This window comes from Halorubrum lacusprofundi ATCC 49239, assembly GCF_000022205.1.
In the GTDB taxonomy this organism is placed as follows: Archaea; Halobacteriota; Halobacteria; order Halobacteriales; family Haloferacaceae; genus Halorubrum; species Halorubrum lacusprofundi.
In genome coordinates this window covers 2,316,504-2,328,682 of sequence record NC_012029.1, presented here as the reverse complement: position 1 = coordinate 2,328,682, position 12,179 = coordinate 2,316,504, and the positions used below count along the sequence as shown (strand labels likewise).

10 protein-coding genes are annotated in these 12,179 nt (G+C 66.3%); 8 read left to right on the top strand and 2 right to left on the bottom strand.

Annotation, left to right across the window (positions count from 1 at the left end):
• Positions 1-3: 3 nt before the first annotated feature.
• The 4 genes from icd (at position 4) to HLAC_RS11565 (ending at position 6,198) form a co-directional block, all read left to right on the top strand.
• Positions 4-1,266 carry an isocitrate dehydrogenase (NADP(+)) gene (gene icd, locus HLAC_RS11580; RefSeq protein ID WP_015911027.1) on the top strand — a complete coding sequence of 421 codons (1,263 nt, stop codon included), beginning with the start codon at positions 4-6 and terminating at the stop codon, positions 1,264-1,266.
• 346 nt (positions 1,267-1,612) lie between these two features.
• A complete protein-coding gene (locus HLAC_RS11575; RefSeq protein WP_015911026.1) occupies positions 1,613-2,662 on the top strand; it encodes a TAXI family TRAP transporter solute-binding subunit in 1,050 nt (349 codons plus the stop codon).
• Positions 2,663-2,845: 183 nt separating this feature from the next.
• Positions 2,846-3,343: a DUF1850 domain-containing protein gene (locus HLAC_RS11570; RefSeq protein WP_015911025.1), complete on the top strand. Its 498-nt coding sequence runs from the start codon at positions 2,846-2,848 to the stop codon at positions 3,341-3,343.
• Positions 3,340-6,198 (top strand): TRAP transporter permease, encoded by a 2,859-nt coding sequence (locus HLAC_RS11565; RefSeq protein WP_015911024.1) that lies wholly within the window; start codon positions 3,340-3,342, stop codon positions 6,196-6,198. The genes HLAC_RS11570 and HLAC_RS11565 overlap by 4 nt, the downstream gene beginning before the upstream one ends.
• A gap of 121 nt (positions 6,199-6,319) precedes the next feature.
• Here HLAC_RS11565 and HLAC_RS11560 read toward each other — a convergent pair whose 3' ends face one another.
• Complete coding sequence (locus HLAC_RS11560; protein WP_015911023.1) at positions 6,320-6,733, bottom strand: Lrp/AsnC family transcriptional regulator; 414 nt, start codon at positions 6,731-6,733, stop codon at positions 6,320-6,322.
• A gap of 96 nt (positions 6,734-6,829) precedes the next feature.
• Here HLAC_RS11560 and carA point away from each other — a divergent pair, with 96 nt between their 5' ends.
• Together carA and surE are read left to right on the top strand one after the other, a co-directional pair.
• The gene (carA, locus tag HLAC_RS11555; protein WP_015911022.1) at positions 6,830-7,891 is read left to right on the top strand and encodes a glutamine-hydrolyzing carbamoyl-phosphate synthase small subunit; all 1,062 of its coding nucleotides are present in this window, start codon (positions 6,830-6,832) and stop codon (positions 7,889-7,891) included.
• A gap of 154 nt (positions 7,892-8,045) precedes the next feature.
• The gene (gene surE, locus HLAC_RS11550) at positions 8,046-8,936 is read left to right on the top strand and encodes a 5'/3'-nucleotidase SurE (RefSeq protein ID WP_015911021.1); all 891 of its coding nucleotides are present in this window, start codon (positions 8,046-8,048) and stop codon (positions 8,934-8,936) included.
• A gap of 31 nt (positions 8,937-8,967) precedes the next feature.
• Here surE and HLAC_RS11545 read toward each other — a convergent pair whose 3' ends face one another.
• On the bottom strand, positions 8,968-9,195 hold the full coding sequence (locus tag HLAC_RS11545; protein ID WP_015911020.1) for a hypothetical protein: 228 nt from the start codon (positions 9,193-9,195) through the stop codon (positions 8,968-8,970).
• 398 nt (positions 9,196-9,593) lie between these two features.
• Here HLAC_RS11545 and HLAC_RS11540 point away from each other — a divergent pair, with 398 nt between their 5' ends.
• Both HLAC_RS11540 and HLAC_RS11535 read left to right on the top strand, forming a co-directional pair.
• Positions 9,594-11,366, top strand: a complete 1,773-nt coding sequence (locus HLAC_RS11540; protein ID WP_015911019.1) for a glutamate--tRNA ligase — start codon at positions 9,594-9,596, stop codon at positions 11,364-11,366.
• A gap of 106 nt (positions 11,367-11,472) precedes the next feature.
• Positions 11,473-11,802 (top strand): 4Fe-4S dicluster domain-containing protein, encoded by a 330-nt coding sequence (locus tag HLAC_RS11535; RefSeq protein WP_015911018.1) that lies wholly within the window; start codon positions 11,473-11,475, stop codon positions 11,800-11,802.
• Positions 11,803-12,179 lie beyond the last annotated feature (377 nt).

Genomic DNA, 12,179 nt, shown 5'->3' with positions numbered 1-12,179 from the left:
TTCATGAGCTACGATAAGGTCGATGTCCCCGACGACGGCGAGGCGATCACGCTCGCCGACGAGGAGACTGGCGAGCTGAACGTCCCCGAGAACCCGATCATCCCGATCATTCACGGCGACGGGATCGGCACCGACGTCGGGCCGGCCGCCCAGAAGGTACTGGACGCGGCCGCGGAGGCGACGGGCCGCTCCATCGCGTGGATGCGCGTCTACGCGGGTGGTAGCGCCCGAGACATGTACGACGAGAACCTCCCCGAGGACACCGTCTCGGCCATTCGCGACCACCGCGTCGCGATCAAGGGCCCGCTGACGACGCCCGTCGGCGCCGGCTTCCGCTCGCTGAACGTCGCGCTCCGCAAGACGCTCGACCTGTACGCGAATGTCCGCCCGACGTACTACCTCGACGGCGTCCCGTCACCCGTCAAGAACCCCGAGAAGATGGACATGATAACCTTCCGGGAGAACACGGAGGACGTGTACGCCGGCATCGAGTGGGAGGCCGGCACCGACGAGGTCGAGCAGGTACGCGACTTCTTGGAAGACGACATGGAGATCGCCGACGTCATCCACGACGGCCCGGTCGGCATCGGCGTCAAGCCCATCTCCGAGTTCGGCTCGAAACGACTCATCCGCGAGGCGATCGACTACGCGCTCGCGAACGACCGCGACTCGGTCACGCTCGTCCACAAGGGGAACATCATGAAGTTCACCGAGGGCGCGTTCCGTGACTGGGGCTACGAGGTTGCCGAGGAGGAGTACGGCGACGACGTCATCACCGAAGACCAGCTCTGGGAGGCCCACGACGGCGAGCAGCCCGAGGGCACCCTCGTCGTCAAGGACCGCATCGCGGACAACATGCTCCAGCAGCTTCTCACCCGCACCGACGAGTACTCCGTCATCGCGACGATGAACCTCAACGGCGACTACATGTCCGACGCCGCCGGCGCGCAGATCGGCGGTCTCGGCATCGCGCCCGGTATCAACCGCGGCCACGGTCGCTGTCTCGCCGAGCCCGTCCACGGCTCCGCACCCAAGTACGCGGGCCAGGACAAGGTGAACCCCACCGCGATGATCCTCTCCGGCCGCGAGATGCTCGACTACCTCGGCTGGTCCGACGCCGCCGACCTCGTGCGCGACGCGGTCGAAGAGACCATCTCGTCCGGTCAGGTCACCTACGACCTCCACCGGCAGATCGAGGGCGGCGAGAAGCTCGCGACGAGCGAGTTCGCCGACGCCGTCGTCGACAAGATCGACGAGCTGGCGTAAGCGAACGCTCGTGCGCCCGGAAATCGCAGATTTCCGGGAACATCGAATAACAGTCGTAGACCGTTTCTCTGGTCTCCGGCCGCCGACCGGAGGCATTGAAAAACTCGCATAACGGCGAGTTTCCGAACCACGCGAAGATCGAAGATTTTTGCCGGTGTCGAGACGTTCTCGTCGAGTGCTGCCTCGGTATCGACTGACGGAACTATCGTCGAGAACAGGCGTTCGTAATAGCTATTCATTACTAACGAGTATTCTTACTAATTAGAACACTATTCGTGTGTAGATGCGAACATGAATCTACGATGTCCTTAGATATTTATACCTGCATACTCCTTTATTGCAACGTATGTCTTCACACCAAACACGACGTAGATTCCTCGAAGCGACCGGTGTCGCTGGCGTGGCCGCACTTGCCGGCTGTAGCGGAAACGGCGGCGATGGCAGCGACGGAAGCGACGGAAGCGACGGAAGCGACGGTAGTGACGGAAGCGATGGCAGTGACGGAAGCGATGGCAGCGACGGAAGCGATGGCGGCGACGGCGAGACGCGCCTGACCTGGCACGCGGGCGGGACCGGCGGGACCTACTTCCCCCTCTCGAACGAGATCAAGACCATCGTCGACGCCAACACCGACTTCACGCTGAACGTCCAGTCCACGGGCGCGAGCGTCGAGAACGTCGGCAGCCTCGCCGACGGGTCGGCCGACTTCGCGCTGATCCAGAACGACATCGCCTCGTTCGCGAGGAACGGTACGGGCATCGACGCCTTCATCGACAATCCGATCGAGAACCTTCGGGGCGTCGCGACGCTGTACCCGGAGACGATCACGCTCGTCACGCTGGCGGAGAACGACATCTCCTCGGTCGACGACCTCAGCGGCGCGACGATCAACACCGGCGACCTCGGGTCGGGGACGCAGGTTAACGCGGTACAGATCCTGGACTCGCTCGGAGTCACCGACTACAACGAGCAGAACGCCGGCTTCTCGCAGGCGTCCGAACAGCTCGCCAACGGCGACATCGACGCGGCATTCGTCGTCGGCGGCTGGCCGGTCGGCGCGATCGAGGAGCTCGCGAACACGAACGACATCGAGATCGTTCCGATCGGCGGCGACAGCCGCGAGGCCGTCAAGGAGGACGCCTCCTGGTTCGCGGACGACACCATCCCCGGCGGCACGTATAGCGGAATCGATGAAGACGTCGAGACGGTCGCCGTGCAGGCGATGATCGCCACGAACGCCGAGGTGCCGGACGAAACCGTCCGGACGGTCACCGCGGCCATCTTCGATAACCTCGACGAGCTCTCGATCAAGACCGAGTTTATCACCGTCGACACCGCACAGGACGGGATGTCCATCGAGCTCCACGACGGCGCCGCGGCCTACTTCGACGCGTAGGCGCCCGAAGACGGCCCGACGTGGGCCGTCCGGTTGAACTGATCCGGAGTCGAGTCGCATCGGCTTCGTCGAGGGACAGCTCCCATCGATCGCGGGGGACGGCGGGCCCCGTGTGGAGTCGCTCTCCGTTTAAAAATAACTCGCGAGCCGTTCAAACACAACGTTACAAGAACTACCAAACACATGGGCCGCCTTTCTCAGCCAAACGCCGGTGCCGTGATCCTCGCGCTCGCGGTGCTCGCGTTCGTCGTCGTCGCAGTGACCGCCCCCATCGGAGCCGTCCTCGTCGTCGAGAACGCCGAGACGGGCGAGCGGTACGTCGCGGAGCCGGTGAACGATGGAAGCACAGTTGCCCTGGAATACACCCACAGCGTCGAGAAATCCCGCGTGTACGACGAGTACCGCGTCGATGGGCGCACGCTCGTGAACACTCGGATGGAGTTCGAGTCCTACGGCTGGGGGCTCCCGGCGCGCGTCAACGTCACGACCGTGAACGGGACGTTCGTGTACGATCCCGCGGAGCCGATAACCGAGCTCGACGAGCTCTTCGTTTCACCGGGTCGGATCGCAAACCACACGCTGATCGTCGATGAACGGCAATACGACTTCGTCGCGGTAACCGAGGGCAACGACGTGAGAGTACATATTGAACGACGGTCGCTTCTCGAGAGGATCTTATGACCACGACCAATCGAACCGACGGCGGTATCGACGACTCGAACGACGGCGGCTCCGGAGGGCCACCCCCCGGCGACCTCGGCAGCGGTTCGGGCGCGGACGAGCCGCCGGACGACAGGACGGACGAGGAGATCTCCCGCGAGGAGGCGGACGATCTGATAGAGGAGATCGAGCGCCGCCGCTCGCTGCGGGGACCAGCCGCGATAGCGGTCGCGATCATCGGAATCGCGTTTTCCGTCTTCCAGTTATTCCTCGCCGCCCGGAGCTACACGTTCACGATCTGGCTCCCGACCGTCGATATCGCGGGGATCTCGATCGCCCCCTGGCAGGTCTCGCTCCAGCTCCTGCAGGCGAACGCGATCCACGTCGCCTTCGCGCTCGTGCTCACCTTCCTACTGTTCCCGGTGAGCACCGGCGACGGGATGGTCACGCGGAATTTCGGTCGGATCGCCCCGGCGGCGTCGCAGCGCCTCGGCGACCGGAGTCCTGTCACGCGGGCGCTCGAAGGAGGTCGGACGGGGCTTCGCTGGGCGTTCCTCGACCCCGACCGCGAGCGGGTGACTCCGGTCGACATACTGTTCATCGCCGTGGCGTTCCTCTCGGCGTTCTACTTCATGACGGAGTTCGCGGAGATCCAGAACATGCGCGTCTTCGGGGTCGACTCGGGGCGGCCGGTTACCGAGGTGTACGCGTTCCTCCAGCCCCTGCTCGGCGGCGTCCCGTTCGTGAGCGAGTACTCCTACGCGATGATTCTGGGCGTGGCCGGCATCCTGCTGGTGTTGGAGGCCACCCGCCGGACGCTCGGCCTCCCGCTGATGCTCATCGTCGCCACGTTCATCGTCTACGCCCGCTGGGGCTACCTCATCAGTGGGGACACCCCGTTCCTCGGCCTGCTCGCGATCCCGCCGCTCTCCTGGCCGGATATCGTTCAGAACCTCTGGTACAACACCGAGAACGGGGTGTTCGGTATTCCGGTGACGGTGTCGATGAGCTTCATCTACATCTTCATCCTGTTCGGCTCGTTCCTCGAGATGAGCGGGGCCGGCCAGTGGTTCATCGACCTCGCGTACGGGCTCACCGGGGATCGTAAAGGCGGCCCGGCGAAGGCGAGCATCCTCGCCAGCGGGTTCATGGGAACGATCTCGGGGTCGTCGATCGCCAACACGGTCACGACCGGCGCGTTCACGATCCCGCTGATGAAGCGGTCGGGCTACGATCCCGAGTTCTCCGGCGCCGTCGAGGCGTCCGCGTCGTCCGGCGGGCAGATCCTCCCGCCCGTGATGGGGGCGGCCGCCTTCCTGATGGTCCAGTACACGTCGACGCCGTTCGCCGACATCATCATCATCGCGACGATCCCGGCGATCGTCTTCTTCTTCGGCGTCTGGGTGATGGTCCACCTCAAGGCGGTCCAAGAGGGGATCGGCGGCGTCTCCGGCGAGGACACGGTTAACTTCTGGGACCACTTCAAACGCGGCTGGTTCTACCTCGTGCCGATCGCACTGCTCCTGTACTACCTCATCATCGAGCGGCTCTCGGTCTCCCGGTCGGCGTGGTTCACGATCGTGGCGCTCGTGGCGCTGGTCGCGCTCGTCTCGGCGTACAGCGAGGAGACGCGGCTGCGCCTCTTCGCCGTCTTCGCGGCGATCGTCGGCGTCGAGTTCGCGAGCCACGCGCTGGCCGGCGTGAACGTCGTCGGCCTCGTCACCGGAGCCGGCGGTGCGGGGCTCCCGCCCGGCGAGGCGTTCAGCGCCATACTTGCGGGGATCGAGTGGTACGCAATGCTCGCCGGGGTGCTCACGCTGCTGTCCAAGCCCGATCTCGACGCGTCGCTGCTCGAGCTCAACCCCTCGGTTCAAGACACGGCCGAGACGATCGGCGACCGGACCGACCGGGACTTAGAGAACAGCCAGCCGTTCAAACTCGGCACCTTCGTGGTCACGTCGATGGAGCAGGGCGCGCGCACCGCGGTCCCGGTCGTGGTCGCGGTCGCGGCCGCGGGGATCATCCCCGGCGTCATCAGCGTCTCCGGGCTCGGCCCTAACCTGACCTCGCTGCTGTTAGCGCTCTCTGGGGGGTCGATCGTGATCATGCTGCTCGTGACGGCCGTCTCGAGCATCATCCTCGGGATGGGAATGCCCACGACGGTCACCTACATCATCCTCATCTCGATGCTCGCGACGCCGCTCGTGGAGTTCGGTATCCCGCTTCTGGCCGCCCACCTGTTCATCCTCTACTTCGGCGTGATCGCCGACATCACGCCGCCGGTGGCCGTGGCGGCGTACGCCGCCAGCGGGATCGCCAAGTCCGATCCCTTCGAGACCGGCGTGAAGGCGTTCTCGCTGTCGCTGAACAAGGCGATCGTCCCCTTCGCGTTCGTGCTCGCGCCGGGGATCGTCCTGCTGCGCGAGAAGGCGAACGCCGCCGACCTGCCGATCCGCGAACAGTACCGCGTGGTCGGGTTCGCGGACCTCGCCGAGCTGTCCTACTCGGTCCCCGAGATTCTCATCCCCATCGCCGGGGTCTTCCTCGGCGTGATCGCGCTCGGCGCGACCGTCATCGGGACACTGTACACGCGTGTCGGCCGGCTCAGTCGGGCCGTGTTCGCCCTCAGCTCGCTGCTGTTGATGGCGCCGGGGCTGCTCTCCGAGAGCGTCTTCGACACGCTCGGGCTCGTTGGCGTGAGTGTCTCCGTCAACGCGCTCCTGCTTGATTTGACCCTACGCGCGGTCGGGTTCGTCCTGTTCGTGCTGTTCGCGCTCCGGAACCGACGGACGCTCGACGGCGAGGGCGACGGAGCGGGAGAGACCGACGCGACAACGGGATCGACCGAGGCCGTCGCCGCCTCCGACTCGTCCTGAGCGGCTCTCTCGGTTCGAACGGGATTTTTGACAGGCAGTTCGGGTTTGCGTTCTTCGACGACGAGTTATCACCGTCAGTGTGTCTGGGTGAACGGAGTCGGAGCCTCGTTCCCCGCCGAACTCACCCCAGCCGTTCGTCGAGGATGAGCCGCGTCTTCGTCGACTTGACCTCGTCCATCTCGCGGGCCTGCGAGATGAGCTCGTTGACCGCGCGCGTGTCGACGGCGTCGACGACGAGGACGATGTCGTCCTCGCCGGAGACCTGCCAGACGAAGTCCACCTCCTCCCAGTCGACCATCCGCTCGCCGACGGCGGCGGTGTCGACGTTCATCTCCACCGAAATCTCGATCATCGCCTTCACGTTGCCAGTGCGGGTCGTGACGGTGAACCGCTCGATGATACCCTCCTCAGTCATGCGATCGACGCGATTGCGTACGGTCCCCTCCGAGGTGCCGACCTGGTCCGCGATCTCCGTGTAGGGGGTTCGCGCGTCCCGTCGCAGTATCGAGAGAATCCGGCGATCGAGGTCGTCCATACCCGTTCGTCTCGGTCCGCCGACTTACCCGTTACGAATATCGTAACGTAGCTACGAACGACGCATTTATTACCCTATGAGCGTACGTATCTCGTAATGTCGGACGCCTATATCGCGCTGGCTGACGGACGCGTGCTTGAAGCGCGCGCTCGTGCGCCGGGGCGCACCCGTGGCGAACTGGTGTTCACGACCGCGTACACTGGCTACGAGGAGTCGCTCACCGACCCCTCCTACGCCGAACAGATACTCACCTTCTCGTACCCCTTGATCGGGAACTACGGCGTCCGATCCGAGCGATTCGAGTCCGAGTCAGTCCAGCCCCGCGCGGCGATCGCCCGCGAGCTGACCGACGACGTCGCCGAGTGGCTCGCCGACGAGGACGTGCCCGCCGTCGACCACGTCGACACCCGCGAGATCGTCACCACCGTCCGCGAGGAGGGCGCGATGGCCTGCGGGATCGCCGCCGGCCCGGACGCGACCCCCGAGGACGCGGTCGAAGAGATGGAGGCGTGCGAGCCGATGAGCGACCACGTCGACATCGGTGCGCAGGTGTCGGTGACGGAGACGACCGTCTACGAGGGCGACGGCGTCGCCGACGTGGCCCTGCTCGACTGCGGCGCGAAGGGCTCGATCATCTCCTCGCTTACCGAGCGCGGCGCGGACGTTCACGTCCTCCCGTACGACTCGACTCCCGAGGACGTGGCCGACGTGGACCCCGACGTGCTGTTCGTCTCGAACGGCCCGGGCGACCCGGAGAACTTCATCGCGGCTCAGGCGGTCGTCGACGCCTTCGCCGGTGACCTGCCGATGGCCGGCATCTGTCTCGGTCAGCAGGTGATCACGAGCGCGCTCGGCGGCTCGACCGAGAAGATGGCGTTCGGCCACCGCGGCGTCAACCAGCCCGTCAAGGACCTCCGCACCGAGAAGGTCGTGATGACCACCCAGAACCACGGCTACACGGTCGCGGACACGGGCCCGCTGGAGGTGACGCAGGTGAACGTCAACGACGACACCGTCGAGGGGCTCGACAGCGAGGAACTCGACGTTATCACCCGCCAGTACCACCCCGAGGCGAACCCCGGCCCGCACGATTCGCTCGGCTTCTTCGACGAGGTGCTGGAGCTGGCACGATCGGAACCGCCCGTCGCTGCCGACTGACCCCGTTTCCCGCGCCTCAACTATTCTCGTTCTCTGCGATTCATCGCTGATCGTGCGCTCCCGCTGACTGCCAGAAATCACCCAGGCGACGCCCACGACTCTGTTCTCGCCCGTGACCGGCGACGTTTTCCCCCGTCCCCCCGCAGTGACGGCCATGACGACGGAGATCCTCCTCACCAACGACGACGGCATCGACGCCGTCGGGATCCGGGCGCTGGCCGACGCGCTCTCACGCGACTACGACGTGACGGTGGTCGCGCCAGCGAGCAACCAGTCCGGCGTCGGCGGCGCGCGCTCGTGGTGGGACACGACGGTGGAGTACACCGAGACCGACGCCGGCTACGCGGTCGAGGGGACTCCAGCCGACTGCGTTGCCGTCGCGGATGTGGCGCTCGGGCTCGACCCCGACGTGGTCGTCTCCGGCTGTAACCACGGACCGAACATCGGTGCGCACATTCTCGGGCAGTCCGGCACGGTCGGCGCCGCGATGGAGGCGTCGTTCCTCGGAACACCGGCGATCGCGGTGTCGCTGTACGATCGCGGCAACCTTCCCGTTCCGCCGACCCTCGACAACGGCGACTTCGCGGTCGCCGGCGAGGTCGTCGTCGACCTGCTCGATCGCGCCGAGACCGGGAGTGAGGGCCCGTCCCTCCCGTTCGGTGCCGACGTGCTGAACGTCAACGTCCCCGCGGCCGACGACGAGGCAGCAGCGGACCCGACCTACCGACTAACCGAGCCCGCGCGTGGCTTCGACGTGATCGAGTTCCACCCGGGCGAGGCGGAGCCGGAAGATGAAAACGTCCCCGAGGGGTGGGAGTTCAGCGAACGACGCGGAGAGATGGGGATGGAGCTCCGGGACCGATTCTGGCGGGAGTTCCTCCGCGGCGACGTCGCCGACGACCCCGGATCCGACCGGCTCGCGGCCGTCGAGGGCGAAGTGAGCATCTCGCCGCTGTCGTCGTCGCGGTCGATCGCCGGCGACCGCGCGGGCGAGGTCGTCGAGGATCCGGCGGCCGACTCGGCGGCGGGGATCGAACAGGACTGACGGCGAGACGCTTTCCGCTTCCGACGCCGTCTCAGCGCCGCCGTCCCGGCCGATGCGAACTCCCAGAGAACTCCTTTCCTAACCGTCCGAGATACCACACGACGACCAGCCCCAGCGCGACACCGCCACCGAGCGCCGCGAGCAGTTCGATCGGCGAGGGGTCGAACTGGAGCGCGATGAGCGGCGGCGACACCGCCACGATGAGGACGATGACGGCCTTTATCCGCCTGTTTCCGGCGTCGCGCTCCGCCTCCGACATGGGTCCTACCACGCCGACCCCTCCGCGGTCCGCGCTCGGCCTCCGATCGCTCCCGTGTTCATGGGCCACCCACGGCTCGCCCGGATATCAACCCGGCGGAGCCGGTCGAACGCCGGCCCGATCGGTCGCCCGCGCTGTTTGAGAACAATCTACGCACCTACTGCGTCGCCCCCTGATAAGTCTCTCGACCGTTCACCCCGGTAGCGGCGGGCTACCGCCGTGAACGGTCTTGGTAGTTTAAGCCCGTCCGTGCGCAGGTGACAGGTGCCCCTATCCGCGGCCCCGCTTCGTCGACGCAGTCGGACGCGGGTCGAGCCGGGTCCGACTGCGTCTCGGCGAGTTGCCCCCTCCACCGCCGTTCCGCGGCGTTTTTGGGCCGACCCCGACAACCGGAGTGCATGGACGACGAACTCCGCGAGCGCGTCGAGGCGGCCAGCGAGGCCGCCGCGCTGTTCAACGCGCTCAAACACGGCAACGACCCGGACGTGGGTGCCATCATGGGCCCGCTCATGGGCGAGAACCCCGACTTTCGACCGCACGGCGACGAGATACCCGGGATCGTCGCGCCCGTCGTAAACCGGATCGCCGGCATGGACGAGGCCGAGCGCCGTGACCGGCTCGGCGAGCTCGCGCCCGACAAGCTCGCGGAGCTCGAGGCCGAAGACGAGGAGGACGACCACGTCCTCCCTGACCTCCCGAACGCCGAGGACGGCGAGGTCGTGATGCGCGCCGCGCCGAACCCCAACGGCCCGTGGCACGTCGGCCACGCGCGCATGCCCGCAGTGATCGGGACGTACAAGGAGCGGTATGACGGCAAGTTCATCTGCCGGTTCGACGACACCGACCCGGAGACGAAACGCCCCGATATGGACGCGTACGACGCCATCCTCGAAGACATCGCGTACCTCGGGTTCGAGGCCGACCGCGTGCTGAAGGCCTCCGACCGGCTGGAGACCTACTACGACCACGCCCGTGACCTGATCGATGCCGGCGGCGCCTACACCTGCTCGTGTTCCGGCGACGACTTCTCGGCGCTCAAAAACGACGCCGAGGCGTGCCCCCACCGCGACAAGGACACCGAGACGGTTCACGAGGAGTTCTCGGCGATGGTCGACGGCGAGTATTCCGCCGGCGAGATGGTCCTCCGCGTGCGGACCGACATCGAGCACAAGAATCCCGCGCTCCGCGACTGGGTTGCGTTCCGGATGATCGACACGCCGCACCCGCGCGAGGAAGCGGCCGACTACCGCTGTTGGCCCATGCTCGACTTCCAGTCCGGCGTCGACGACCACCTCACCGGCGTCACGCACATCATCCGCGGGATCGACCTGCAGGACTCCGCGAAGCGCCAGCGGTTCGTCTACGACTACTTCGACTGGGAGTACCCCGAGGTGCTCCACTGGGGCCACGTGCAGGTCGACGAGTACGACGTGAAGCTCTCCACGTCGACGATCAAGGAGCTCATCGAGACCGGCGAACTCACCGGCTGGGACGACCCGCGCGCCCCGACGATCCAGTCGATGCGACGCCGCGGGATTCAGGGACAGGCGCTTGTCGACTCGATGACGGCGCTCGGGATGTCCACCTCCGACGTCGACCTCGCGATGTCCTCCGTGTACGCGAACAACCGCGACTTGGTCGACGACGAGGCGAACCGGTACTTCTTCGTGCGCGACCGCGACGACGACCCCGCCGTGGAACTCCCGGTCGTCGACGGCGACGCGTCCGCCCCTGAGACCGGCCACCCGCCGCTCCACCCCGATTATCCGGACCGCGGCGAGCGCGAGGTGCCAGCCGGCCGGATCGCCGTCGAATCCTCCGACCTCCCGAGCGAGGGCGAGCGCGTCTGGCTCAAGGGGTACGGCTGCGTCCGGTACGAGGGCGACGAGCTGACCTTTGTCGGCGCCAGTATCGACGTCGTCCGCGACGGCGACGTGGACGTGATCCACTGGGCGCCGGCCGACGAGGGGCTCGACACCCTCCTCCGTACCGTCTCCGGCGACGTTCGCGGGATCGCCGAGCCCGCAGTCGCCGAGGTCGATCCCGACACCGTCGTCCAGTTCGTGCGGGTCGGCTTCGCCCGGATCGACGCGTTCGATCCCGAGGCGACCGACGAGCCCGACGGGCCGACCGGCGAGGAGGACCTGCTCGCGTACTACGCGCATCCGTAGTCGGCGTCTCGCGGCCACCTGTCGCCGGTTTCGGGTGGTCCCCGAGGCTCCCTCACCGGTCTCTTGCCGCGGGGGTTAAATAGCGAGACACGGAACTACGGGTACGATGGCCATCGACTCGAACTTCGAACAGAACCGGGAGAAGGTCGGCGAGGAGGACGGCGTCGCCGTCTGGGGACCCGTCGAGCCGCCGGAGAAGCAGGGGATACGCGGTACGCACGTCGCGGTCGACTTCGACATCTGTCTCGCCGACGGCGCCTGCTTGGAGGACTGCCCGGTCGACGTGTTCGAGTGGGTCGACACCCCAGGTCACCCCGAGTCGGAGCGGAAGGCGAGCCCCGTCGACGAAGACCAGTGTATCGACTGCATGCTCTGCGTCGACGTCTGCCCGGTCGACGCGATCGACGTCGATCCCGGCCGCGAAAATCGGATCTAGATCGGAGTTTCCTTTATAAGTCGTTTCTGGAGATAACCACTTCTAGAATCTCAAACAGTCGTTTATAAGCGATCAGTAACTTTGTGGTGAACACCTCCAAAGACCTAGCCGCTCGCTTATAAGTGGTTGCTGGCAGATCGACAGCAAACACCTCCAAAGCCCCAGCCGGCGAGGACTCGCGCGCTTTGCTGCGCTCCTCACTCAGTCGCTACCGCTCCCTCGCTGCGGTGCTTGCTGCAGCGTGCTCCGCCCCCGCCGGCTGCCCCTTTGAGTCCCACCCCGCACAGCACCGCCGGAAGACGATCCTGCTCGCTTCGCTGCGCGGGCTGCGACTTCCATGCTCCCGCTCGCGTTGCTCGCGGGACCGCAGCCTCACA

What these genes read in the sequence shown, in the direction of transcription:
- icd (WP_015911027.1), top strand. Translation starts at nt 4, where the DNA reads ATGAGCTACGATAAGGTCGATGTCCCCGACGACGGCGAGGCGATCACG.
- HLAC_RS11575 (WP_015911026.1), top strand. Translation starts at nt 1,613, where the DNA reads ATGTCTTCACACCAAACACGACGTAGATTCCTCGAAGCGACCGGTGTC.
- HLAC_RS11570 (WP_015911025.1), top strand. Translation starts at nt 2,846, where the DNA reads ATGGGCCGCCTTTCTCAGCCAAACGCCGGTGCCGTGATCCTCGCGCTC.
- HLAC_RS11565 (WP_015911024.1), top strand. Translation starts at nt 3,340, where the DNA reads ATGACCACGACCAATCGAACCGACGGCGGTATCGACGACTCGAACGAC.
- HLAC_RS11560 (WP_015911023.1), bottom strand. Translation starts at nt 6,733, where the DNA reads ATGGACGACCTCGATCGCCGGATTCTCTCGATACTGCGACGGGACGCG.
- carA (WP_015911022.1), top strand. Translation starts at nt 6,830, where the DNA reads ATGTCGGACGCCTATATCGCGCTGGCTGACGGACGCGTGCTTGAAGCG.
- surE (WP_015911021.1), top strand. Translation starts at nt 8,046, where the DNA reads ATGACGACGGAGATCCTCCTCACCAACGACGACGGCATCGACGCCGTC.
- HLAC_RS11545 (WP_015911020.1), bottom strand. Translation starts at nt 9,195, where the DNA reads ATGTCGGAGGCGGAGCGCGACGCCGGAAACAGGCGGATAAAGGCCGTC.
- HLAC_RS11540 (WP_015911019.1), top strand. Translation starts at nt 9,594, where the DNA reads ATGGACGACGAACTCCGCGAGCGCGTCGAGGCGGCCAGCGAGGCCGCC.
- HLAC_RS11535 (WP_015911018.1), top strand. Translation starts at nt 11,473, where the DNA reads ATGGCCATCGACTCGAACTTCGAACAGAACCGGGAGAAGGTCGGCGAG.